The sequence below is a fragment of the Polyangium spumosum genome (assembly GCF_009649845.1).
Taxonomy (GTDB): Bacteria; Myxococcota_A; Polyangia; order Polyangiales; family Polyangiaceae; genus Polyangium; species Polyangium spumosum.
Genome location: NZ_WJIE01000003.1, coordinates 795,650 through 817,448, shown reverse-complemented (window position 1 = coordinate 817,448; position 21,799 = coordinate 795,650). Strand labels below are relative to the sequence as shown.

21 protein-coding genes and 1 tRNA gene are annotated in these 21,799 nt (G+C 69.7%); 9 read left to right on the top strand and 13 right to left on the bottom strand.

Annotated elements, in window-relative coordinates:
• The first annotated feature begins 20 nt into the window (after nt 1-20).
• Nucleotides 21-527 (top strand): CarD family transcriptional regulator, encoded by a 507-nt coding sequence (locus GF068_RS13375; protein ID WP_136920397.1) that lies wholly within the window; start codon nt 21-23, stop codon nt 525-527.
• A gap of 95 nt (nt 528-622) precedes the next feature.
• On the opposite strand, the gene GF068_RS13370 is transcribed toward GF068_RS13375, so the two are convergent.
• Together GF068_RS13370 and GF068_RS13365 are read right to left on the bottom strand one after the other, a co-directional pair.
• Nucleotides 623-1,075 (bottom strand): hypothetical protein, encoded by a 453-nt coding sequence (locus GF068_RS13370; protein ID WP_206079465.1) that lies wholly within the window; start codon nt 1,073-1,075, stop codon nt 623-625.
• Nucleotides 1,076-1,080: 5 nt separating this feature from the next.
• Nucleotides 1,081-1,539: a tRNA (cytidine(34)-2'-O)-methyltransferase gene (locus GF068_RS13365; protein ID WP_338046370.1), complete on the bottom strand. Its 459-nt coding sequence runs from the start codon at nt 1,537-1,539 to the stop codon at nt 1,081-1,083.
• A gap of 163 nt (nt 1,540-1,702) precedes the next feature.
• Here GF068_RS13365 and GF068_RS13360 point away from each other — a divergent pair, with 163 nt between their 5' ends.
• A complete protein-coding gene (locus GF068_RS13360) occupies nt 1,703-2,863 on the top strand; it encodes a hypothetical protein (protein ID WP_153819719.1) in 1,161 nt (386 codons plus the stop codon).
• Between the two features lie 77 nt (nt 2,864-2,940).
• Here the strand turns inward: GF068_RS13360 and GF068_RS13355 are convergent, their stop codons facing one another.
• From GF068_RS13355 to GF068_RS13345, 3 genes are read right to left on the bottom strand one after another with little or no spacing between them, the layout of a single operon-like run.
• Nucleotides 2,941-3,360: a hypothetical protein gene (locus tag GF068_RS13355; RefSeq protein WP_153819718.1), complete on the bottom strand. Its 420-nt coding sequence runs from the start codon at nt 3,358-3,360 to the stop codon at nt 2,941-2,943.
• A gap of 23 nt (nt 3,361-3,383) precedes the next feature.
• Nucleotides 3,384-4,169, bottom strand: coding sequence for a ribonuclease III (rnc, locus tag GF068_RS13350; RefSeq protein WP_153819717.1), 786 nt, complete (start codon nt 4,167-4,169; stop codon nt 3,384-3,386).
• A gap of 19 nt (nt 4,170-4,188) precedes the next feature.
• Nucleotides 4,189-4,485, bottom strand: a complete 297-nt coding sequence (locus GF068_RS13345; protein WP_153819716.1) for a 4a-hydroxytetrahydrobiopterin dehydratase — start codon at nt 4,483-4,485, stop codon at nt 4,189-4,191.
• A 70-nt stretch (nt 4,486-4,555) separates the two neighbouring features.
• On the opposite strand from GF068_RS13345, the gene GF068_RS13340 reads away from it, so the two are divergent.
• Both GF068_RS13340 and GF068_RS13335 read left to right on the top strand, forming a co-directional pair.
• Nucleotides 4,556-5,179, top strand: a complete 624-nt coding sequence (locus GF068_RS13340) for a zinc ribbon domain-containing protein (RefSeq protein WP_240806848.1) — start codon at nt 4,556-4,558, stop codon at nt 5,177-5,179.
• 97 nt (nt 5,180-5,276) lie between these two features.
• On the top strand, nt 5,277-6,092 hold the full coding sequence (locus GF068_RS13335) for a hypothetical protein (protein ID WP_240806847.1): 816 nt from the start codon (nt 5,277-5,279) through the stop codon (nt 6,090-6,092).
• Here GF068_RS13335 and GF068_RS13330 read toward each other — a convergent pair.
• Nucleotides 6,089-7,120, bottom strand: a complete 1,032-nt coding sequence (locus tag GF068_RS13330) for a peptidyl-prolyl cis-trans isomerase (RefSeq protein WP_153819715.1) — start codon at nt 7,118-7,120, stop codon at nt 6,089-6,091. The genes GF068_RS13335 and GF068_RS13330 overlap by 4 nt on opposite strands.
• Before the next feature lie 52 nt (nt 7,121-7,172).
• The gene (locus GF068_RS13325; RefSeq protein ID WP_338046369.1) at nt 7,173-8,447 is read right to left on the bottom strand and encodes a hypothetical protein; all 1,275 of its coding nucleotides are present in this window, start codon (nt 8,445-8,447) and stop codon (nt 7,173-7,175) included.
• Nucleotides 8,448-8,595: 148 nt separating this feature from the next.
• On the opposite strand from GF068_RS13325, the gene GF068_RS13320 reads away from it, so the two are divergent.
• Nucleotides 8,596-10,368: an SBBP repeat-containing protein gene (locus GF068_RS13320; RefSeq protein ID WP_153819713.1), complete on the top strand. Its 1,773-nt coding sequence runs from the start codon at nt 8,596-8,598 to the stop codon at nt 10,366-10,368.
• Between the two features lie 283 nt (nt 10,369-10,651).
• Here the strand turns inward: GF068_RS13320 and GF068_RS13315 are convergent, their stop codons facing one another.
• Nucleotides 10,652-12,166, bottom strand: a complete 1,515-nt coding sequence (locus tag GF068_RS13315; RefSeq protein WP_153819712.1) for a tetratricopeptide repeat protein — start codon at nt 12,164-12,166, stop codon at nt 10,652-10,654.
• 145 nt (nt 12,167-12,311) lie between these two features.
• On the opposite strand from GF068_RS13315, the gene GF068_RS13310 reads away from it, so the two are divergent.
• Both GF068_RS13310 and GF068_RS13305 read left to right on the top strand, forming a co-directional pair.
• Nucleotides 12,312-13,697 (top strand): sigma-54-dependent transcriptional regulator, encoded by a 1,386-nt coding sequence (locus GF068_RS13310; protein ID WP_153819711.1) that lies wholly within the window; start codon nt 12,312-12,314, stop codon nt 13,695-13,697.
• A gap of 21 nt (nt 13,698-13,718) precedes the next feature.
• Nucleotides 13,719-14,921: a hypothetical protein gene (locus tag GF068_RS13305; RefSeq protein ID WP_153819710.1), complete on the top strand. Its 1,203-nt coding sequence runs from the start codon at nt 13,719-13,721 to the stop codon at nt 14,919-14,921.
• A 96-nt stretch (nt 14,922-15,017) separates the two neighbouring features.
• Here the strand turns inward: GF068_RS13305 and GF068_RS13300 are convergent, their stop codons facing one another.
• Complete coding sequence (locus tag GF068_RS13300; RefSeq protein ID WP_153819709.1) at nt 15,018-16,220, bottom strand: hypothetical protein; 1,203 nt, start codon at nt 16,218-16,220, stop codon at nt 15,018-15,020.
• 135 nt (nt 16,221-16,355) lie between these two features.
• Between GF068_RS13300 and GF068_RS13295 the strand changes: the two genes are divergently transcribed.
• A tRNA-Cys gene (locus GF068_RS13295) sits at nt 16,356-16,430 on the top strand.
• Between the two features lie 18 nt (nt 16,431-16,448).
• Here GF068_RS13295 and GF068_RS13290 read toward each other — a convergent pair.
• Complete coding sequence (locus GF068_RS13290; RefSeq protein WP_170319460.1) at nt 16,449-17,231, bottom strand: GAF domain-containing protein; 783 nt, start codon at nt 17,229-17,231, stop codon at nt 16,449-16,451.
• Nucleotides 17,232-17,341: 110 nt separating this feature from the next.
• Here GF068_RS13290 and cobA point away from each other — a divergent pair, with 110 nt between their 5' ends.
• Nucleotides 17,342-18,958 carry a uroporphyrinogen-III C-methyltransferase gene (gene cobA, locus GF068_RS13285; RefSeq protein ID WP_153819707.1) on the top strand — a complete coding sequence of 539 codons (1,617 nt, stop codon included), beginning with the start codon at nt 17,342-17,344 and terminating at the stop codon, nt 18,956-18,958.
• 21 nt (nt 18,959-18,979) lie between these two features.
• On the opposite strand, the gene nhaR is transcribed toward cobA, so the two are convergent.
• The 3 genes from nhaR to folB all read right to left on the bottom strand — a co-directional run bounded on the left by nhaR (nt 18,980) and on the right by folB (nt 21,767).
• Nucleotides 18,980-19,879, bottom strand: a complete 900-nt coding sequence (gene nhaR, locus GF068_RS13280; RefSeq protein WP_338046368.1) for a transcriptional activator NhaR — start codon at nt 19,877-19,879, stop codon at nt 18,980-18,982.
• 82 nt (nt 19,880-19,961) lie between these two features.
• On the bottom strand, nt 19,962-21,359 hold the full coding sequence (locus GF068_RS13275; protein WP_153819706.1) for a CehA/McbA family metallohydrolase domain-containing protein: 1,398 nt from the start codon (nt 21,357-21,359) through the stop codon (nt 19,962-19,964).
• Between the two features lie 30 nt (nt 21,360-21,389).
• Nucleotides 21,390-21,767 (bottom strand): dihydroneopterin aldolase, encoded by a 378-nt coding sequence (gene folB, locus GF068_RS13270; RefSeq protein ID WP_153819705.1) that lies wholly within the window; start codon nt 21,765-21,767, stop codon nt 21,390-21,392.
• Nucleotides 21,768-21,799: the final 32 nt, after the last annotated feature.

The window sequence follows — 21,799 nt, the reverse complement described above, 5'->3', positions numbered from 1 at the left end:
CGGTAGGCAAAGGAGACAGTATGCAGGCTCGTTCGGAGATCCAGTTCAAGGTAGGCGACAAGGCGGTCTATCCGGCCCAGGGCGTGGCTGAGGTCGTCAACATCGAAGAGAAAGACATCGCCGGGAACCGCCAGCGCTTCTACGTTCTCCGCATCCTGGACACCGACCGCAAGATCATGGTGCCGGTCTCCAACGCCAGCGCCGTCGGGCTTCGTCAGGTGATCTCGGAGCAGGAGATCCGCGAGATCTTCGACATCCTCCGTGAGCGTACGATCGCGTTCGACAACCAGACCTGGAACCGCCGTTACCGCGGCTTCATGGACAAGATCAAGACGGGTTCGATTTACGACGTGGCCGAGGTCCTGCGTGACCTCTACCGTCTGAAGACCGACAAGCAGCTCTCCTTTGGCGAGCGCCGCATGCTCGACACGGCGCGCTCGCTGATCGTCAAGGAGATCGCGATCGCTCGTGGTCAAACCGAGGAACAGGTGAAGACGGAGATCGAGGCGATCTTTCTCGCCAACTGATCTTTAGGACCGCGCGGGCACGGGGGTTTCGGGGTCCCCGCTCGGTTCCCCGAAGAAAAGGGGCCGATTCCAGGAGGAGTCGGCCCTTTGGTTTTTCAGGGATTTCCCGGACGAACCTGCACGGGCGGCAGCGGCGGCAGCGGCAGATCCACGCGCCACGCCTCTTCCTCGAACACACACCCGACATGCGCTCGGTCCGCGGGTCCGAGGCCGACGATCTCGACGAGCGCGTGGTTGCCGGAGACCTGCGCCGAATAACGCTGCGGCTCGAAACGCACGACGAATCGCGAGGGCACGATCATCGCCTCGGGCGCGATCGTCTTGCCGCTCGCCGCGCTGTACCGCTGCGCTCGCTCGGCGAGGTTCGTGCGGGCGCGCTTGGAGAGCAGCTCGAACGCGGCCTTCGCGGCCGCCGGATCGCCGTTCACGAGGCGCAGGCGCTCGACGAGCTCGCGCACGGCGCCGTCGGGCGTGGCGTTCACCGGCTTGCGGTTGCAGCCCGCCGCGGCGACGAGCAGGGCCAGCGAGAGCAGGGCGGGTCTCATCATCACGATCACCCGAGCGTCGTCGACGAGAACGCGCCGATCTGCCGCAAGGCCTCGTAGAGCACGATCCCCACCGCGTTGGCCAGGTTGAGCGAGCGCACGGGCCCGAGGGTCGGGATGCCGTAGACGTCGTCGGGGAAGCGCTCGAGCAACGCGTCGTCCAGGCCCTTGCTCTCCTTGCCGAACACGAGCGCGTCGCCCGGCCGGAAGCCCGCGTCGAGGTAACTCTTCGTGCCCACGGCGCTGAAGAGGCAGAGCCGGGTCTCGGGCATCTTCGCGCGGAAGTGCTCGAAGTCCTGGTGTTGTTCGAGCTCCACGAGGTGCCAGTAGTCGACGCCGGCGCGGCGCACCGCGTGCTCGTCGATGCGGAAGCCGAGCTTGCCGACGAGGTGCAGCTTGCTCTTCGTGGCGGCCGTGAGCCGCGCGATGCTGCCGGTGTTCTGCGGGATCTCCGGGTCGACCAGCACGACGTGCAGGGGCTCTGCGAGGGGGGTTGCGCGGAGGCGAGGGCGCCCATCCTTGGCCACGGCGTGTTTGTAGCCGTATGCGCCCGAGGTACAAGCTTCCGCCCTCAGAGACCTTGACGGGAAAGCGGCCCCCACCGTAGCCTCGCGCCTCGGAGATCCTGGTATGCGTCGATTCGGGTGGATCGCGGCGACAGCCGCGCTCGTCGCGGCTGTGGCGGTGCCTCGCCAGGCAGAGGCGGACACGATGGACCCCGCCCTCGCGCGCCTCGTGACGGACGAGAATTGCCGCGCGCCGGGCGGTCAAGGCGGCCTCTACTACAACCCGCAGTCGGGCTACTCCCGCTGCGGCACCGACGATCTCGCGTTCGCCAAGCTCATCGGCGAGTGGGGCTTCGCGCTCGCGCCGACGGCGATGCACCCCGCGCGGACGACCGGCTACGGCGGGTTCGATCTCGCGTTCGAGGGCGCGTTCACGAACATCTCGTCGAACGCGCAATACTGGGCGCTCGGGACGCAAGGCAAGCAGGACCCGAACAACAAGCTCTTCTCCACGCGCAACACGGGGCCCGACAGCTTCCTCCAGGTCTTCTCGATGAAGACCCGCTACGGCTTCGCGCCGCTCTCGTTGCCGCTCGGCATCCTCGGCATGGAGCTCGGCACGAAGATCGGGTTCATGGCGAACTCGAACATCGGCATCCTCGGCGCCGACGTGCGCATCGCGCTGGTCGAAGGCTTCCGCACGGGCATCCCCGCGATCTTCCCGGACCTCGCGGTCGGCGGCTCGGTCACGACGCTGACCGGCAACCCCGAGTTCCAGATGACGGTCGCGGGCGCGGACGTGCAGCTCTCGAAGCCCATCCCGATCGCGGGCAGCGTCGTGCTCACGCCGTACCTCGGTTACTCGTACCTCTACATCTTCGGCGACTCGGGCCTCATCGACCTCACGCCGAACACGGACGCGCTGAACTACTGCGGCTACCAGGGCGGCAACTCGCCGGCGACGCCCGATCCGAACAAACCCTACCGCGACGGCCAGCCCGTCTGCGGCGGCGGCACGAGCGCGGACTTCAACAACACGGCCGTCTTCGATCCGGTCCGCATGCAGCGCCACCGCATCGACGCGGGCCTGCAGTTCCGCTTCCAGATGGTGCGCATCGGCGCGCACTTCGTGACCGACATCGTCGACCCGACCGAGGCCAACCAGGACGAGGATTCGATGGTCGCGACGCCCGATCCGAACGACGACCCGAACGCCACGGTGAACAAGTTCGAGGGGATGCCGCGGCAGTACACGCTGGCCTTCGACATCGGCCTCGTTCTCTAGAAAAAGCCGAGAGGCGAAACGAAGACGGGCCACCTCGCTCCGAGGCGGCCCGTTTCGTTTTCAGCCCGCGCGACGCTTCATTTCTTCGCGTTCACGTCGGGCAACGTGTAGCCGAGCTCCCGCAGGATCGCGCGGAAGTTCCGGTCCTCGTCACGCGCGGTGGTGAGGTGCTCCATGAACTTCTTGAAGTTGCCGTCCTCGGCCGCCGTGGCCGCGCGTTCGTAGTTCGCGAGCACGAGCAAGAGGTGCGGGTGCGCCTTCGTCACCTGCGCGGGCACCTCCATCTTCTGGGCCACCCTCGCGCGCGCCTCGGCCAGCGCCTTCACCACGAGCACGAGCTCCTTGTCGAACGTGCGGGGCTGGAGCATGTCCCCTTCCTTGCGCGCCTCGTCGAGCAGGAGCGCGGCGCGGTCGAGATAACTGCCCGCCCACGCCGGCAGCACGGTCAAGCAGAGCGCGAGCGTCACGAGCACGGCGAGCGCGATCCGACGGAGCATCCTCGAAAACCTCCTCGAGCGTCTCAGGTCCCCTCCGTCCGAGGGAGGGCCCCATTGGACGGACGAACCGGAGACTCGTTCGATCCCGAAGATACTTCGCCCGTCGCCTCCGCGTCACCTGACCACAAGCGCAGGATCGCGGCCCGCGCGGCCTGCTGCTCCGCGAACTTCTTCGAGGGGCCCTGGCCCTCGCCCATGACCTGCTCGTGGATCTCCACGACCACCGTGAACGTGCGCTGGTTGGGTGGTCCCTCGATGCCCACGACGCGGTAGCGGGGCGAAGGGCCACCCGTGGCTTGCACGCGCTCCTGCAGCTCGCTCTTCGGGTCGAGCGTCCGCGCCGGGCGCTCCGCGAGGCGCGCGAGTGGCTCGGCGAGCACCACCTGCACGAAGAGGCGCGCGTCCTGGAAGCCGCGGTCGAGGTAGATCGCGCCCATGATCGCCTCCACCGCGTCGGCGAGCACGTTCGTCCGATCGCGCTCGCCCGCGGATTGTGCGCCGCGGCCGAGCCGCAGCGCTGCGCCGAGCTCGACGCTGCGCGCCCACGCGGCGAGCGGGTTCGGGTTCACGAGCATCGCGCGCATCCGCGTGAGCTCACCCTCGTCTGCGTCTGGAAAACGCTGCATCAGGATCTCGGCCACGCAGAGCCCGAGCACCGCGTCGCCGAGGAACTCGAGCCTCTGGTTGTCTGCGCATGCGCCCTTGCGTTGCTCGTTCGAGAAGCTCGGGTGCGTGAGCGCCTCCTCCAGATGAGGGAGCTCGCCGCTCAGCCCGAGCCGCGAGAGCAGCGCTTCTCGAGGGGAATCCATCACCGCGTCGGATCCTCGTTCACGGGCCTCCGTAGAGCCGATCGGTCGCTTCGGCCATCTCGGCGTCGATGCTCGTGATCCCGCCCGCGTCGTGCGTCGACCACACGACCGTCACGCGGCCCCAGCCGAGGTGCACGTCGGGGTGATGATCACGCTTCTCCGCGGCGAGGCCCACGCGCACGACGAAGGCGAGCGCCGTGGAGAAGTCGGGGAACGTGTACGACTTCTGGATGGCCTCGCCCGCGCGGGACCAGCCCCCGTGCGCGGCCAGGAACACCTGGATCGCGTCGTCTTCGAGCTTCTGTCGCTTCGACATGGTGAACGCATTTGTAGACGGCATGGCGCGCGCTGGGAACCCGGCGCGCGCTAAACTCCCGCGTCACCCGATGCCCGGCCTCGTCGCTTGCCCCTTCTGTCGTGAGATGTTCGAGCCCTCGGAGGCGCGGGTTTGCCCCGAGTGTGGCTTGCCGCTCGAGGACATCCGCAAGCTGCCGCCCTCGCGTGAGGCCCTCGAGGACGAGCCGCCGGTGCCGCCCGAGCTGGAGACGCTGCCCATCACGTACGTCGCGCGTGGACGAGGCTTGCTCGCGGGGATCGCGTCGCTCGGGCTCGTCGCCTTTTTTCTGCCCTGGGTGCGCGAGACGGCGCCGGAGCTCCGGGTGCTCACTGGCTTCGGGTTCGCGGAGCGGCTGCAGTGGATGTGGGCGCCTTTCGTGTCGTGGATCGTGATGCTCCCGCTCGTGCTCTCGCGCCGCTCGATCCACGCGATGCGCGGCGCGCGGCTCGCCGTGGGATTCCTCGCGGCGATCGTGATCGCGACGGTGATCGTGCGCGTGACGGTGGTCCCCGAGAGCACGCCGTACAGGCCTGTCCGCTTCGCGTGGGCCCCTGGCCTGCATGCGACGTTCGTGCTCGGCTTGCTCGCGCTCTTCGCCGCGTCGCGCTTCGGCGGGCGCGTCGACGATCTGCCCTCGAAGGAGGCCCGCAAGGGCGACGAGATGCTGCATTGACGCGGGCCGCGGGGTCGACAGGGCCTCTTCGCTCGCGTATCCTTTGGACGGCGGCTTTTCCTTGCGCGGCGCGGGGCGGGTCCGTCGGAGGTGCGCCATGGCCAAGACACCGATGAGCGCGCAACGCGTCCGGCCGAGAGCGGACTCGTCCGACACGGACACCTTCGAGGTGCCCGCGGCCGTGCTCTGCACGATCTGCGGTCAGTCGGATTGTTCGGGCTGCACGCCCGCCGACGAGACGGCCTCGGGCGTGATGGCGATCGTGCCGTGGGAGCGCCCGGGTGGGACGGCGTGGTCGCGGATGTGGGGGACGGCGCTCGCGACGACGCAGGGCGCCGATCAGTTCTTCGCGGCGATGCCGGACGGAGCGCTGCCGCCGGCGGTGCGGTTCGCGATCCTCGCGGAGATGCTCGCGGTCGGGTCGATGGTGGCGATGCTCTTGCCGATCGCGGCGCTCGCGCTGCCGCACCTCGCGCTGCAGGTGATCGCCGATCCGGAGATGCGCGTGCGGGCGCTCGAGTGGTTCGTGATCGGCGTGCCTGCGCTCGCGCTCTGGATGGTCGTCGCGCACGCGAGCCACGGCGCGGCGCTCGACGCGGGCGCGCGCAAGCAGGGGGCGCGTCCGCAGCGCAGGCGCGCGCTTCGGTTTGGCTTGTACGCGTGTGGCTGGGACCTGATGACGGGCCCGCTCGGCGGGCTCTGGATGCTCGGATCACGCGGCGCGAAGGCGGCGGCGGAGGTCCTCGCGCTCTCGATGCGCGTGCCTGGGAAGGCCTCGGACGCGCTCTTGAAGGGCGTCTACGGTTTGCCCGAGGAGGCGGCGGCGCGCGCGCGGCGCACGGGCACGGTCGTCGCGGTGATCTCGGCGATCGTGTCGGCGTTTGGTTTGCTCGTGGCGATCGCGCTCGCTTAACGCGGCCCGATGGGCGTCTGCGTCGGCGCGGGCTTGCCTTCGGCGGGGCGGCGCGACGAGGGCAAGGTGCCGGGGCGTCTGGCGGGTGAGACCTCGCCCATCGCGCTCACGCCGAGGATCTCGAGCAGGTCGACGTTCGTCTCGCCGAGGTGCTTCTTGCGCAGCTCGGCGACGAGCTCCCCGATCTTCTTTTGCGTGCGCTCGTGCATCAGGAGCTGCCGGATGGAGGGCGCTTCGAGCTCGAGCGGTCGATCGACCGCCTTGACGCTCTGGCGCCGCCAGACGACGGCCCACGCCGAGCCCTCCGCGACGGGCTCGGGCACGAGCTCGCTGTCCTTCACGCCCTCGACGGCTTTGACGAGGGCGAGGTCGACCTTCATGTTCGGCTCCGTCGTCGTCCCGTCGGGCGCGACGAGCCCGAGGTTGCCGCCGCGCATGCTCGTCGTCTTGTCGAGCGACGTGTCGCGCGCGAGCTCGTTCCAGCGCTTGGGCGAGAGGTCGGCCTTCGCCTTCCCGATCACGTCGAGCGCCTGCTCGCGCGTCGCCACGAGGATGCGCCAGATCGCGACGCGCGGCGGCGCGTGGTACTTGTCGCGGTTCGCCTCGTAGTAGGCGCGCACGTCCTCCTCGGAGACGGGGCCTTGCGCCAGGACCTCGGCGCGGATCTGGGCGACGATCGTGCTCCGCAGGACGCCGCGGATGCGCTCTGCGACCTCGGGCAGCTCGCGCATCTTCGTGGCCTCGGCGCCCTCGGCGTAGAGCGTCTCCTTGAGCACGCTCTCCTCGAGGAACTTGCGGCGGATCTCGTCGTGCGTCTTGCCGAAGTAGCGGAGCTGGAAGGGGGGGATCGCGGCGAGCCGCCGCTCCACCTCGCGCACGGTGATCGTTCGAACGCCGACCTTCGCGACGACCGCGTCGGCGTCACTCGGCGCGGCTGCGTCGGCGAGCACGTACGAGCTCGTGGCCGTGGCGGCGACGAGCGCGATCGAGGAGGCGAGGATCGCGCGCAGGATCGAGGCAGGGCGCATGGCGAGGCCATTCTTGCCGGGTGGGGGCCGAGGTCAAGGCGGCTCGCTTCTTTCAGCGGCAGAACGTGAAATACGTGGCGACGAACGCGATCACGAAGAGAGGCCAGGTCGTCCGCACGAACCCCGCGAGCTCCGAGGCCACGCCCTTGCCGGCGCGGCGCGTGGCCTCGCGCTTGCCGATCCTCCGGAGCGCTTCTTCCTCGATCTGCGCGTGTTCTTCGTCGTCGAGCGGATCGTCGCCGGCGAGGTGGTGCAGGTGGTGGGTGATCTCGTGGTCGATCGTCTCGTCGATCTCGGCGGCGACGTCGAAGGAACGATCGCGGCGGTGCTCGGCCTGGAATGTCCGGTAAAACAAGCGGATCTCGGGCGGCCTCGGCATGCCGAGCGTCGGGTCCGTCCCGCCGGGCGTGTAGCAGCCGAGCAGCGGCTCGCCGCCGTCGTCGCAGGCCGGCACGTCGTCGTCGACGAAGAGGTCGATGTTGCGCACGCCGCGCGCGCGGTAGATACGATCGGCGGCGCTCGCGACCATCGCCTCGAAGGCGTCGAGGTCCGGGAAATCGCGCCGCGCCTTGCGGGGCTCGCCGATCTCGTAGGGGATCTCGCGTCGCCAGGGGACGTCGAGGTCGCTCCGCGCGCCGCACGTGGCGCAGCGGTGCACGGCGCCGAGGCGCGCGGGGTAGTGGGCCTCGTAGAGCAGATCGGCGACGGACTGGTAGGCCTCGGGAGGGGCCTCGCCGAGCGCCTTGGCGATCGCCGAGGCGCGGCGCTCGCGGCCGAGCGTGGTGATGCCCATGGCGATGACGATCGCGGGCGTGATCCGGGCCGGCGCGGACTCGGCGCGGAAGAGCGGCAGCGCCTCCTCGACCGTGCGGGCAGCGACGCGGACCGATCGGGCGAGCTCGGCGCCGACGCGGATCGCCGGGATCACGTGGGCGGCGTCGTGATCAAAGGGCGCGTCGAGCTCGGGGTCGTCGAGCTCTCCGTCGACGAAGGGCGCGATCTCGAGCAGGCTCGAGGGCGCGACGCGGAAGGCCTCGCCGCAGTTCTCGCAAGGCAACTCGGCGGTCTCCTCTTTCTGCACGCCGGCGCGCAGGAGCAACGCGCGGAGCACGTGGAAGTCGCGTAAGGACAAACCACGCACGTCGAGCGGGGCGCCGTCGCCGTCGCGGGTGACGTCTTCGGCCTCGAGGAGCGTGAGGGCCTCCATGCAGCCGCCCGGCTGGATGTCGGGCGCGCGGGCCTGGGCGGCGGCGCGACGGGCGGCCTCGTCGGAGAGGCGCGCCACGCGGCCGGAGGGCAGAAACACGCGGGCGGGGAGGCGGGGCACGTCGAGGCGATGAGGCCGGCGGGGGTCTGCGTCAACCCGTCGGATCATGGGCGCGTGATTGCTTCGCGCGGCTCGCTCCCGTAGAGTCGGCGGAATTCCTCGGGCGTCGTCGCGCGGCGCGTATTGCTTTTCGCACAGGAGAATGGTCATGCCTCACGCGGATCGTAGAATTCGTCGCTCGCTGGGTCTGCTCGCCGTGCTCGGGTTGTCCGTGTCGCCGGTGGCGTGTGGTTTCGACGAGTTCGGGGCGAAGCCCCCGGAGACGGGTGGGGCGGGTGCCGCCGGGGGCATGGGCGGCGCGGGCGGGATGGCGGGTGCCGGGGGTATGGCGGGCGCGGGGGGTATGGCGGGGCCCGGCGGTATGGGCGGCGCGGGGGGCGCGGGGGGCGCCGGCGGCGGCGTGACGTGCAACCCGAGCGAGACGAGGGAGTGTTATACGGGGCCCGCGGGCACGAAGGGCGTCGGCAACTGCAAGGCCGGCGTGGAGACTTGCGGGGACGACGGCACGGAGTGGAGCCCCTGCGCGGACGAGATCACGCCGGCGCCCGTCGAGAAGTGCACGACCGTCGGGGACGAGGATTGTGACGGCGTCGACGGTTGCACGGGCACGCCGCTGGACGCGTTCACGCCTGCCGGCAAGACGTCGGACCCGCTGGACGACGCGATCTTCGACGTCGCGATGGCGCCCGACGGCGGGTACGTGATCGCGGGCATGATGGACGGCACGCTCGACAACTCCGATTTCGCCAGCGTCTCGGCGGGCAGCGTCTACGTCGCGAAGTTCGACGCGATGGGGGCCATGCAATGGGAGAAGAAGTACCCGACGACGAGATTTGGTGCCGCCCGCGGGGTCGCCGTCCACAAGAACGGCGAAATCGTCATCGTGGGCGAGTTCAGCGGGACCATCAACTTTGGCGGCGACGCTCTGACGGCGCCGAGCCCGAGCGCGGACATCTTCATCGCGACGCTCGACGCCGCGGGCGAGCACGTCTGGAGCGAGCGGTACGGCACGACGAACGTGCAGACGGCGCAGGGCGTGGCGCTCGACGAGCAGGGCAACCTCTTCGTCACGGGTTACATCCGTAACGATGCCTTCAGCTTCGGCGGCGATACGTTCGATCCCGAGAACAACGACGAGATGTACCTGGTGAGTTTCACCGCGAATGGCACGCATCGATGGGACCGCGTCTTCATCGAAGGTGGGGATCAGCGGGCCTGGAGCGTCGCGGTCACGCTGCAGGGCCACCCGGTGATCGTGGGCCAGACGAGCGAAGCCGTGGATCTCGGGGGCTCGTCGAGCCCCTCCTACAGCTCGAGCCAGGATGGTATCGTCGCCATGTACGACAAGGACACCGGCGCGCACATCTGGAGCAAGTATGTCGCCTCGCCCAACAGCCAGAACGCCAACCACGTGTCCGTCGCGCCGAACGGGGAGGTCCTCGTCACGGGGCGCTTCGTGGACGCCGTCGATCTGGGATCGGGCCCGGTCAATTCGATCGGCAGCACCGACACGTATCTCGCCGTGCTCGACGCGACCAATGGCGCCGCGATCCATGTCAAGCGTATCGGCAGCATGAATACGGAGACGCGCGGCATCGGCGCCGTCGCCGACGGCGCGGGCGACATCATTCTGACGGGGCGTTACACCGGAGGCGCGCTCGATGTGGATGGCCAGGCGATCCCCAACCCGAACGGGGTCGACGCCCTGGTCATCAAGCTCGCCGGCGAGGATCTGGCCCCGATCTGGGTCAAGGCGCTCGGCGGACAGGGCAACCAGTTCGGCTGGGGCCTGGCGGTCGACGCGAAGGGAAATGCCGTCGTGGGAGGCGGGTTCTACGACCAGCTCGTCGTCGGCGCTCCGGTCGACACCAGGACGAGCACCGGCGGCGCCGATCTCTTCGGCGTCCGCCTCTCCCCGTGACCTGACGCGCCGCAAGCGCCAAGGAGCGTGGGAAACGCCTTCGTGGCCGCCGCTGGCCCGTCCGTCGAACGACGGACGGCTTCGGGGGCGCCGCGAACGCGTCCGTCATCTGACGGACGGCTTCGGGGTAGGCGCGATCACGTCCGTCGTTTGACGGACGTGTTCGGGCGCACCGCGAACACGTCCGTCGTTTGACAGAAGGCTTCGCGCTCACCGCGAACACGTCCGTCGTTTGACAGACGGCTCTGCGGTGCACCCCCATACGTTCGACGTGACGCGCCGGCTAACTGCGGTAAAGCCCGCTTGGCCTCTTCGCCGGCTTGCCGAGGGCGATCCGATGTAGCTCCCGCGCCGCGTCCTGGTGGCCCGGGTCGAGGTCGAGCACGCGCCGGAGGTCCTGCACCGCGCCTTGCTCGTCGCCGACCCGGCGGCGCAGGTAACCTCGGTAGAACAAGGCCTGCGCGTGGTCGTCGCGCGCCTCGAGCAGCGCGTCGAGCTCCGCCACCCGGGCGCGTAGATCCGCGCCGCCGAGCAGCGAGCGGATCCACACGGCGAGCGCCGCATAGTCGGGCTGCGTGGGATCGACCTCACGCGCGAGCTGGCAAGCCGCGAGCGCGCCCACGAGGTCACGCTCGCCGAGCCGCGCCGTCGCGAGGCAATAAAGCGCGTGCGCAGGCCGCGCGGCGTCCGGTTGCCCCTCGGGCGGCATCGGGACCGCGGGCGCCTTGTCGCTCTCCGAGGAGGCCGTGTCGAGAGGCTGCGGCTCCGCGGGCCGGGGGACGTTCGGCGGCGAAGGGTCCGTCTCGACGACCGCCGACGGCGGCGGCTCGCTCGCGGCCTCCATCGGCCGAGGTGTCTCGATGCGGCGCGCGGCGAGCGTGAACGCGCTCGGGCGACCCCGCTTGCGTGGCCGCGGCTGCGCCCGCGTTCGTTCACCGTCCCCCGCGAGATCCGGCGCCGCCGCGCCCATACGATGCGAGGCCGCGCGCAGGCGGATCCGCGCGAGCGTCACGGGGCGCGCCGCGGCCGGCGGAGGCTCGGCCGGGGGCTCGGCGCAAAGCGGCGTCGTGCCGAGGCCGAGATCGAGGCTACGCGTGATCACGAGCGCGTAGACCATCCACGCGAGCGTCTCCTCGGCGGCGATCTCCGCGGCGAGCAGCTCGGCGAGCGAGAGCTCGCTCGCGCGGATCCGGTCGAGGATCTCGCGCTCCTCGGGCGCAGGGGCGAACCTCTCGATCGCGGCCGCCGGGTGGATGCGGAGGGGGACGTCGCGCACGCGCTCGAGCGTCGCCGCCATCATCGACGAGGCCGTCGCGTGCGCGCGCACGCCGGCCCAGAGGACCGCGAGCGGGTGCATCGTCGCCGCGGGCGCCGCGTCGTCGACGAGGTCGGTCCGGCCGTCGAAGTAGCTGTACGTGGTGTCGGGCGGCAGGCTGAAGAGGCGGATCAGCCGCGTCGCGAACTGGCGCGCCGCGGTCTGCTCGAGCAGCTCGCGCTCGACGCAGCCCGCGAGCAGGAGCGCGTCGCCGAGCAGCCCGTGCATCGAGAGCGCGCCTTCGAGCGTGGCCTCGTCGATCGCGCCCGCCTCGACGAGCATCTGCCCGAGCAGCGCGTGCCCATCCCCCGGACGCACCTTCACCGGCGCGCCCGCTTCGAGGCGGACCGCGTGCGTGACCCCCGAGGCCTCGCGAAGAAAAAGAGCGCCCGTGAGCTCCCTGTCGAGCACGTAGACGAGCAGGTGTGCGAAGGGCGTTCGCCCGAGATCGCCTTCTGCGGTCGGAAGGATCTCGGAAGGCATGGGGCTCGAACGTATCACGAAGCGCGAACACTTCGTACACCGTTTGCCCGGGGCTCGTGGTGTGGGGGAAGATCCGGAGCGGGTGGGATTTCTCAACGTGGCTGCCGCCGTCCCCCCTCGGCCGGACGGATGCTAGGGTCTCCCAATGCCGCGCGGTCACGTGCTCGTCCTGGATGACGAGCCCTCCATCCTCACCACGCTCCAGAAGGCCCTCTCCCTCGAGGGATACACCGTGGATGTCGCCGGCGGCGTCCGCGTCGCCGAGGAGAAGCTCGCCAAAAAGAGCTACGACATCGCGCTCTTCGACGTCGCCTTGCCCGACGGCGACGGCGTCTCGCTCCTGGAAAAGGTCCGCGTCGGCGGATCGGACCTGCCCATCGTCATGATGAGCGGGCACGCGTCGATCGACGCGGCCGTCCGCGCGACGCGCCTCGGCGCGCTCGACTTCCTGGAAAAACCCCTCTCCACCGATCGGCTCCTGCTCGTCCTCGACAACACGCTGCGCCTCGTGCGGGCCGAGGCCGAGGCGAAGGCGCTGCGCGCGCAGGCCGGGCAGCTCGGGGAGCTCATCGGCGAGAGCCGGTCCATGGTGGCGCTGCGCGAGCAGATCGCCCGCGCCGCGAAGGCGAGCGCGACGGTGCTCGTGACCGGCGAGCGCGGGACGGGCAAGGAGCTCGTGGCGCGCGCGATCCACCTCGCCGGCAAACGCGTGAAGGGGCCGCTCGAGAAGATGAACTGCGCCGCCGTCCCGAGCGAGCTCATCGAGAGCGAGATGTTCGGCCACGAGGCCGGCGCGTTCACGGGCGCGACGAAGCAGCGGCGCGGCAAGTTCGAGCGCGCGAGCGGCGGCACGCTTTTCCTCGACGAGGTCGGCGACATGCCGATGCCGATGCAGGCGAAGCTCTTGCGCGTGCTGCAGGAGCGCGAGATCGAGCGCGTCGGCGGGCACGAGACGATCAAGGTGGACGTGCGCGTGGTGGCCGCGACGAACCGCGACCTCGAGGCGGCCTGTCAGAAGGGCGAGTTCCGCGCGGACCTCTACGATCGGCTGAACGTCGTGCCGCTCGCGCTCCCGCCGCTGCGTGCGCGCCGCGAGGACGTGCCCGTGCTCGCGCGGCATTTCCTGGGCCTCGCGATGGTCGCGAACGACAGGCCCGGGATGGTCCTCACGGACGGCGCGATCGAGCTGCTCACGAGTTACGGCTTCCCCGGCAACGTGCGCGAGCTGCGCAATCTGATCGAGCGGCTCGTGATCCTGACGCCGGACGCGAAGATCGACGCGGAGGACGTGCGGGTTTGTCTGGGGAGCGCGTCGGCCGGGACGCCGACGGGGCTCTTTCGTCCCGGCACGCCGTTCCGGGTGCTCGCGGAGGAGGCCGAGCGGCGCATTCTGGAGGAGGCGCTCGCGCATCACGGCGGGGCGATGGCGTCGACGGCGCGTGGACTCGGGCTCGAGCGGAGCCATTTGTACAAGAAATGCAAGGCGCTCGGGCTGCGCGGCGACAAGGCCGAGGCCGAGGATGAAGGATAGAGCTTGGCGAGGAGTAGGGTCATGAAGTCGAAGACGTACGTATTCTTGGTTCTTTCGGGTTTGATGGGTCTCGGGCTCGGGGCATGTCGCGCGACGGGGACGACCCCGATGGGCGCGGGCGGAGAAGGCGGGGAAGGCGGCGCGGGCGCGTCGGGCGGCGGCGGCGCGGGCGCGTCGGGCGGCATGGGCGCGGGCGGGATGACGACGTCGAGCACGGGCGCGGCGGGCGGCTCGTCGTCGAGCGGCTCGATGTGCACGCCGACGGGCGACGAGAACACGACCGAGGCGTGCAGCGACGGCTTCGACAACGATTGCGACGGCTTCAAGGACTGCAACGATTTCAACTGCGATCAGGTCGCGCCCTGCGTGAAGATCCAGGAGAAGTCGAACCCGCTCTGCTCCGACGGGCTCGACAACGACATGAACGGCAAGGCCGACTGCGAGGAGACGGCGTGCAAGGAGCTCGCCTTCTGCAAGCGCGAGTGGTCGAACGGGCGCTGCTCCGACGGGATGGACAACGACGGCGACACGTTCGTCGACTGCATGGACACCGATTGCCAGGCCGAGGGCATCATCGTCTGTGACGGCGATCAGCCCGCGAACCCGATGCCGATGGCCTCGGAGTTCGAGGCGCTCGCGAACGACGCGTGCACGAACGGGCAAAACGAGGACGGCAACAACTTCATCGATTGCGCGGACAACGCCTGCCTGGTGAACCCCGACGTGACGGCGTGCAAGAACCTCGTCCGGGAGGACTCGAACGCCTTCTGCGGCAATGGCCTCGACGACGACAAGGACGGCTTCGCCGACTGCGAGGACCCCGGCTGTCAGCGCGAGGGCATCGTCGTGTGCAACGCCAACGTGCCGGCGAACCCGATGCCTCCGCCGGACCAGTGGACGGCGCTGGCGAACGCGGAGTGTTCGAACGGCGCGACCGACGACAGCAACAACTTCATCGATTGCGCGGATTTCGGCTGCTCGCTGAGCCCCGACGTGACGATCTGCCCCGAGGCGAACGACGCGGAGTGCTCGGACAACCTCGACAACAACGGCAACACGTTCGTCGATTGCGCGGACAACTCCTGCAGCCGCAAGGCGAGCATCACCGTCTGCGGGCACGAGCTCTCGTTCGCGGATTGCAGCGACGGCGTGAGCAACGACGGGAACCCGTTCGTCGATTGCGACGATTTTGCCTGCGGCAGCAGCGGCGCCTGCGTGAAGTGAGGCCTCACCCCCCAACCCCCTCTCCACTCCGTGGAGAGGGGGAGAAGAAGCGCCTCTGAGCCCCTCTCCACGGAGTGGAGAGGGGTTGGGGTGAGGCTAGAAGTATCCGTGGATCGTGGTGGCGACGCTCTGGTCGAGGAATTTCCCGTTGCCCAGGGCGTCGTGCTGCGTCCAGTGCCCGTACTCGACGAGGAACTGCAGGTAGTCGTTCATGTTGTAGCCCAGGCCCGGCTGGTGCATGAATTCGCGGATCCCGAGGTCGCGGTACCAGACGCCGCTCAGGTTGTAGCGGCCGACGAGCTTCCAGACGCGGACCTCGCCGCCGACGAGCAGGTAGTCGTTGCGCGCCGAGGCGCGGCCGGGGACGGCGGGCGTCGTGGCGGTCGCAGGGACGGGGGGCACGGGCCACTCCGTGACGCTCTGGCCGAGCTGACGTGAGACCTCGGCCCACGCGCTCACGGGGCCGACGTTGACCCAGACATCGGCCGCGGCGCGATAGACGTCTTTTTTGCCGACGGGCGCCGGGATGTCGGCCTGGAAGTATTGCCCCGACACACCCAGCGTGACGGACGTGTCCTTGCTCCAGTGATACGCCGGCTCGGCGCGGAGGACGACGATGTGCCTGCGGCGGGCGTCAGGGATGCTGATCGTGTCGCGCCGGAGGAAGGAGCCGTTCGTCCGGCCGTCGACGAGGAAGTATTGCCCGTAATAGTTGAGGCGGAAGCCCTTCTCCTTGCCCAGGGCGCCCTCGACCGAGGCGCCGTAGTTCGGGTCGAGCTTGATGCCGTCGTAGAAATGGATGTTGCCGAGGAAGGAGTTGTCCCAGAAGAGGCCGAAGCGGCTGTACGATTTGCCGAGTTTCACCGTGGCCTGGGGGTGCTTGTAATAAAAATACCCCTCCTCGATCCAGGCCGGGCCTTCGTAGAACTCGCGCATGCGGGTGTCGCGCACGCTCGCGTTGAAGAACATGCCGAAATCGCCGATCGAGCCGTCGAAGTTGAGGTGCGCGACGTGCATCCGGAGGAACTCTTTCTCCTCCGGAGGCTGGAACGGGTGGTAGTAGAAGAGCCAGGCGCCGCCGTGGAGCTCGATCTTGATCGGCGTCTTGGCCGGCGCCGGGTCCTTCGGCGCCTTCGGGTCCTTCGGCTCCCTGGCCGCGCCCGGGTCCTGGGCCGCGCTCGGGTCCTTCGGGCTCGTGGGGTGCGAGGGCTTGGGCGTGGACGTGATGCCCTGCCCGCGGGCAAACGAAGGCGCCAGGAGGAGGCAAGCGGCCCAGACCCATCCGACGATCGCACGCATGCCCGTCCTCACGCTCGTCCTCGACGGTCATCGTACTTGACAGAGGGCGCGGGATGGTGCAAAAACGCGGCCCTGCAAAGCTGGGGTTTGGGGCGAAGGGCGCCGTGAGGCGACCCGCAGCCCCAAGCGTCGACTGGTGAGGTAGCCAAGCGGTTAGGCAACGGTTTGCAAAACCGTCACACGCGGGTTCGAATCCCGTCCTCACCTCCAGAAGTCGCTTCCTTCGGTCTACCAGGCGTCGTGATCGGCGCGGTTCGCGAGGGCATCCACGAGAGCCTCGACGATGGCGAGCTCGCTCGCTCGCACACGCGGCGCCTTGCGGCCGAGCTCGATGGCCGCCACGAGGCGGCCGCCGGCGAGCACGGGCACCATCCACGCAGCTTCACACGCGACGCCGAGGTGGAGCAGCCGATCCTTGAGCGCCTGGCCCGCCGGGCCCGGCGCAGGCTCGGCCACGACCGTGTTGCCCTCCACCGCCGCCGCGAGCACCGGATCGACGAGGCTCGTGCGCTCTCCCACCATGTCCCGCGAGAAGGGGCCGTGCGCGTAGAGCACGACCGCGCCGCCGGGGCGCACGACGTGCACGAGCCCCGCGTCCGCGCCCGTGCGCAGGACCGACGCGTTGAAGAGCAAGAGGAGCGCGTCGTCGAGATCCGCGGCGCCCGCGAGCACGTCCTGCGGCATCACCTCGTCCGGGAACACAGGCCGGCCCGGCAGGGTGATGTCGTCCATCACGCTGCCCGGGATGGTCTCCGCGGGGCGAGGATGATAGGGCGGCGTGGGAGCCGCGGAGTCGACCGAGACCACCGCGAGCTCCGACAAAGGCCGCCACACCTTCCACGCCTCGTGGCGGACGTAACTCTCGAGCGGCACCTTCCCCGCCTCGAGGCCACGCGCGATGAGCTCGATGCCCACAGGTCCCACCGCCGTCGCCCCATCGGAGACGTACCATCGATCAACGGCGCACGAAGCGGGCCCGACGGCATCGGTGAGCAACTTGATGGATCGCATGCGGCAAGATTCCCGAGCGAGGAAGAGACGTGGCGGGCGGAATCTAGGCGGATTACGCATTGTGTCAAGGATATGGCAATCGGGTGACGAGGAAAATACGCGCGGGGATCATGAAAAATCGGGCGGAAGGCGATGAAGGCGGGGAATTGACGCGCTCTGCGGCACGCGCCGCCGCGACCGGGACGGTGTACCTGGTGGGCGGGGGCCCGGGAGATCCTGGATTATTGACCGAACGTGGCGCCGAGCTTCTATCGAGCGCGGAGGTGGTGCTGCACGACGAGCTCATTCACCCCGCGTTGCTGTCCCGCGTGCGGCCCGACGCGATCGTGATGTCCGTGGGCAAGCGTGGCTCGGACCGCGCCTCGAAGCAGGCGAAGCAGGAGGCGATCGAGGCGGAGCTCGTGCGGCTCGGGCGCGAAGGAAAGAGCGTGGTGCGGCTGAAAGGCGGCGATCCGTACCTGTTCGGGCGAGGCTCGGAGGAGGCGGAGGCGCTCGCGCGGGCCGGCATCCCGTTCGAGGTGGTGCCCGGCGTGTGCTCGCCGCTCGGCGCGACGGCGTATGCGGGGTTTTCCCTGACGCACCGGGACCTCGCGTCGAGCGTGACGCTCGTGAGCGGGACGATGCGGTCGGGCGTGGGATACGACTGGTCGGAGCTCGCCAGCGTGAAGGGCACGATTTGCGTGCTGATGGGGATGCACAACCTCGAAGAGGTGGCGGCAGGCCTTCTCGGCCCGGCGCGGCGCGCGCCGGAGACGCCGGCGGCGGTGATCCAGTGGGGGACGCGGGCCGAGCAGCGGGTCGTGACGGGGTCACTCGCGGAGATCGCCGCGATCGCGCGGGCAGAAGGGCTCGGGAGCCCGGGAATCGTGCTCGTGGGGGCGGTGGCCGCGCGGCGGGAGGCGCTGCGCTGGTTCGATACGCGGCCGCTGTTCGGGAGGCACGTGGCGGTGCTCCGGCCGAAGGGGCAAGCGCAATCGGTGGCGAAGCTCCTGCGGCAACGAGGGGCCGAGCCCTTCGTGTGGCCGGCGATCGAGATCGCGCCGCCGCCCGATCCGGCGGCGGTCTCCGCGCTCGCGCGTGAGCTCGGGGCCTGGGACGTGGTGGCGTTCACGAGCGAAAATGGCGTGGAGCGGCTGTTTTCGGCGCTCGCGGCCGAGGGCCTCGACGCGCGGGCGTTCGGCCGCGCGAAGGTGGCCGCGATCGGGACGGGCACGGCGGCGGCGCTGCTCTCGAGGGGGATTCGCGCGGACATCGTGCCGACGAGTGATTTCCGCGGGGAAGGATTGGCGCGCGCCATCCTGGAGGACGCGGAGATCGAGAATCGTTTGTCCAAAAAGGAGATTGTGCGGGTGGTGATCCCGCGCGCGCTGGTGGCGCGGGAGGTGCTGCCCGAGACGCTGCGCGCGGCGGGCTGCGAGGTGCGGGTCGTGCCGGTGTACGAGACGCGCAAAGCCGGGCCTTCGCTCGTGGCGGAGCTCGTGACGCGGCTGTCGGAGAGGTCGATCGACGTGGTGCTGCTGTCGGCGACGAGCACGGTCGAGGGGCTCGTCGGGGCGCTCGGGGCGCGCGCGGGCGAGCTGCTCGCGGGCGTGACGGTCGCGAGTATCGGAGAGATCACGACGGAGAGCGCGCGGGCGCGGGGGATCGAGGTGGCCGTGACGGCGGAGACGAGCACGATGGAGGGGCTCGTCGCGGCGGTGGAGAGGTATTTCGTGCAGAAACAATGAAGCGCGGAGGGACGGGCGGGTTCAGCCGAAGATCTGCTTTCGCGCGACGCTGGCGACCGCATTCGTGGCGGGGTTCTTGATCTTGCGTTCGCCCGTGATCGCGTAAAAACGCTCCTTGACCGCGTCCGTGGAGCCGACGATCCGGAGGTCGTACTGGCCCTCGACCTCCTTTTCGATGACGGAGGGCGCGACCACCACGCCCGCGCCGGCCTGGCCGAAGACCTTGATCAGCGCGCTGTCGTCGAACTCGCCCACGACGCGCGGCCGGATACGCTCGGATTCGAACCATTGCTCGAGCGAGCGGCGGAGCATCGTGCCCTCGGCCGGCAAGAGGAACGGCGCGCCGTCGAGGCAGGCAGGGAAGGGCCGCCGCGGGTCGAGCGAGACCGAGGGCGCGGCGAGGAAGCTGACCCCGCATTCGCCGAGCAAATGGCTGTACGCCTTGATCTTCATGCCGGCGCCGAGCGGCGCGTCGGTGATCACCATGTCGAGGTTGTGGAGCGCGAGCTCGGCGAGCAGCCGATCGGCCTTGTCCTCGCGGCACACCATACGCACGGGCTCCTCGAGCGCGAGCGCAGGCTCGAGCAGGCGATGCGCGATGTGCTTGGGCACGACGTCGGCGATGCCCACCACGAACCGGAGCGGCCTGCCCGTCGGCCGGCCCTTCACCGTGTCGAGCAGCTCGCGGCCAAGCGAGAAGATGTCGTCCGCGTACCGAAAGACGACACGCCCCACCTCGGTCAGGACGAGGTGACGGCCGCTGCGGACGAAGAGCTTCTCGCCGAGCGCCTCCTCGAGGGCGCGGATCTGTCCGCTGATCGTGGGCTGCGCGAGCCTGAGCTCCTGGCTCGCCCGAGCGATGCTGCCTTCACGCGCAACAACCCAGAAATAAAGGAGGTGATGGTAGTTCAGCCACTCCACGATGGACGGAGCATACCATCGTGAATCCCGATGTCTCGCGTCTGATCCATCGGTTTTTCGGGCAACTGATCTCGCTTCGGCGTCATAAAATCCGAATCGGATTGGCAAGGACCCACAAACGTTCGCGGATGTACCCCTCGCCGGAGTCGCCGACGTGGGGGCGGAGGTGGGTCGGGTGGATGCGGACCTCGACGCGGTACGCGCCAGGGGAGGCGTTTTCGAGGCGGATCGCGCCACCCTCGGCCACGATCCGGGTGCCGGACGCGTCGATGTGCAGCAGGCGCATGGAGACGGTCGGCGGCTCGACGGCGGGGTCGAGGTCGTGGACCTTGGGCGCGTGGGCCACGATCGTCGCACCTTCGGGCGCTTGCCCACCCATTTCGATGACCGAACCGCCGGCCTCGGCGTGGAAATCGAAGCCGGAGGGCGCGCCGAGGATCTCGAAGGCGACGTAGCTGCGGCCCGCAGCGAGGGCAGCCTTGACGGAGGAGGGGGTGATCGGGCCGTCGACGAGCGCGATGTTGGAGAACCAGCGCATGAGGCGGCGGTAGCTGTCGCCACGCTCGCCGTCGCGCAGGACACCCGGGAAGGTGTTCTCGTGGACGTCGGTGCCCGCGACGCCGGTCACGTGGCGGGTGGCGAGCAAGGCGTCCCAGCGCTCGCCGTAGACGGGAAGGTCCTCGAAGAAGCCGAGGAGCGCGAGGTCGGGCTGAGGGCCGTCCTCGTCCTGGCGGGTGAAGGGGAGGATGGAAACGCCGGCGGCGAAGGCGTCGAGGCCAAAGAAGTCGCGGCGGATGTCAGGGTCGATGGCCGCGTGGACGTTGTAGACCTCGATGCCGTCGACAGGCAGGGAGGCGAGCCAGGCGGGGTCGCGGGACTCGGTGTGCGGGACGATGACGAGGGCGCCGGCCTCGTGCATGGCCGCGACGGTGGCCGCGTCTTCGCCCTGGTAGGCGGCGAGGCGCGCCTCGGGGTCGCCGGGGAGGTGGCGCTCGAGGCCAACGGACATGAGGCTGTTCTCGTTGCCCGCGGCGACGAGCACGCGGCGGCCGTCGCCACACGCGACGTAGTTGCCGATGGGCGCGCCGTCCGCGCCGAGGACGGGCTCGTCGCCAGGCTGGATGAAGAGGAGCGACGGGAAATCCGCGTCGGCCATGTGCGCGGCGTGGTCGGTGAGGAAGACGAAGTCCTCCGCGGCGTCGCACATGCCGCGGCGGAGGTTCGCGACGCAGTCGGGCCTGGGGACGCCGCTCTCGTCGAGGCCCTCGCCGTCACAAGCGTCGTGCGAGTAGGGCGAGTGGCTGTGGAGGATGCCGCGCGCCTGCACGTGACCACGCACCGAGCCGAGGGCGACGTCGCTCGGCGTGGCGCGTTTGTCCCAGGCGCGAGGCGTGGGCTTGGGCGTGACGGTCTTCGTGTCCTCGCCGGAGCAACCGAGCGCGAGGAGCACGAGGGGCGCGAGGAGCGAAGCACGAAGCATGGCCCATCATAGGCCGCTCGCTCGTCCGCGTTACGCAGGTCGGTTCGCCGTGAGCTCGACGGAGACCGCGTCGACCGAGACCGAGGTCGGAGGGCCGAACTTCTTCACCTGCACGGTCACGGCGACCGCGGGCGTGTCGGCGAGGATGCGCGTGATGAGGCGCTCGGCGAGGATCTCGAGCAGCTTGTAGGAGGCACGCGTGCCCTCGTCGACGACCAGGTTCGCGAGGCCGTCGTAGTCGAAGACCTTGGCGAGCGCGTCCGTCCGAGGCAGAGCCGAGACGGGGAGCGAGACCTCGACGTTCACCACGAAGTCCTGCGGCAAGCCTCGCTCGGCCCGCGAGACACCATGGCGCGCGCGGAACCGGATCCCTTCGAGCCGAATCCGGTAGCTCTGGGCGATCGACATCGCGGTCGGGCGATAGCACGCCGAGCGGCGAC

What these genes read in the sequence shown, in the direction of transcription:
- GF068_RS13375 (WP_136920397.1), top strand. Translation starts at nt 21, where the DNA reads ATGCAGGCTCGTTCGGAGATCCAGTTCAAGGTAGGCGACAAGGCGGTC.
- GF068_RS13370 (WP_206079465.1), bottom strand. Translation starts at nt 1,075, where the DNA reads ATGATGAGACCCGCCCTGCTCTCGCTGGCCCTGCTCGTCGCCGCGGCG.
- GF068_RS13360 (WP_153819719.1), top strand. Translation starts at nt 1,703, where the DNA reads ATGCGTCGATTCGGGTGGATCGCGGCGACAGCCGCGCTCGTCGCGGCT.
- GF068_RS13355 (WP_153819718.1), bottom strand. Translation starts at nt 3,360, where the DNA reads ATGCTCCGTCGGATCGCGCTCGCCGTGCTCGTGACGCTCGCGCTCTGC.
- rnc (WP_153819717.1), bottom strand. Translation starts at nt 4,169, where the DNA reads ATGGATTCCCCTCGAGAAGCGCTGCTCTCGCGGCTCGGGCTGAGCGGC.
- GF068_RS13345 (WP_153819716.1), bottom strand. Translation starts at nt 4,485, where the DNA reads ATGTCGAAGCGACAGAAGCTCGAAGACGACGCGATCCAGGTGTTCCTG.
- GF068_RS13340 (WP_240806848.1), top strand. Translation starts at nt 4,556, where the DNA reads ATGCCCGGCCTCGTCGCTTGCCCCTTCTGTCGTGAGATGTTCGAGCCC.
- GF068_RS13335 (WP_240806847.1), top strand. Translation starts at nt 5,277, where the DNA reads ATGGCCAAGACACCGATGAGCGCGCAACGCGTCCGGCCGAGAGCGGAC.
- GF068_RS13330 (WP_153819715.1), bottom strand. Translation starts at nt 7,120, where the DNA reads ATGCGCCCTGCCTCGATCCTGCGCGCGATCCTCGCCTCCTCGATCGCG.
- GF068_RS13320 (WP_153819713.1), top strand. Translation starts at nt 8,596, where the DNA reads ATGCCTCACGCGGATCGTAGAATTCGTCGCTCGCTGGGTCTGCTCGCC.
- GF068_RS13315 (WP_153819712.1), bottom strand. Translation starts at nt 12,166, where the DNA reads ATGCCTTCCGAGATCCTTCCGACCGCAGAAGGCGATCTCGGGCGAACG.
- GF068_RS13310 (WP_153819711.1), top strand. Translation starts at nt 12,312, where the DNA reads ATGCCGCGCGGTCACGTGCTCGTCCTGGATGACGAGCCCTCCATCCTC.
- GF068_RS13305 (WP_153819710.1), top strand. Translation starts at nt 13,719, where the DNA reads ATGAAGTCGAAGACGTACGTATTCTTGGTTCTTTCGGGTTTGATGGGT.
- GF068_RS13300 (WP_153819709.1), bottom strand. Translation starts at nt 16,220, where the DNA reads ATGCGTGCGATCGTCGGATGGGTCTGGGCCGCTTGCCTCCTCCTGGCG.
- GF068_RS13290 (WP_170319460.1), bottom strand. Translation starts at nt 17,231, where the DNA reads ATGCGATCCATCAAGTTGCTCACCGATGCCGTCGGGCCCGCTTCGTGC.
- cobA (WP_153819707.1), top strand. Translation starts at nt 17,342, where the DNA reads ATGAAAAATCGGGCGGAAGGCGATGAAGGCGGGGAATTGACGCGCTCT.
- GF068_RS13275 (WP_153819706.1), bottom strand. Translation starts at nt 21,359, where the DNA reads ATGCTTCGTGCTTCGCTCCTCGCGCCCCTCGTGCTCCTCGCGCTCGGT.
- folB (WP_153819705.1), bottom strand. Translation starts at nt 21,767, where the DNA reads ATGTCGATCGCCCAGAGCTACCGGATTCGGCTCGAAGGGATCCGGTTC.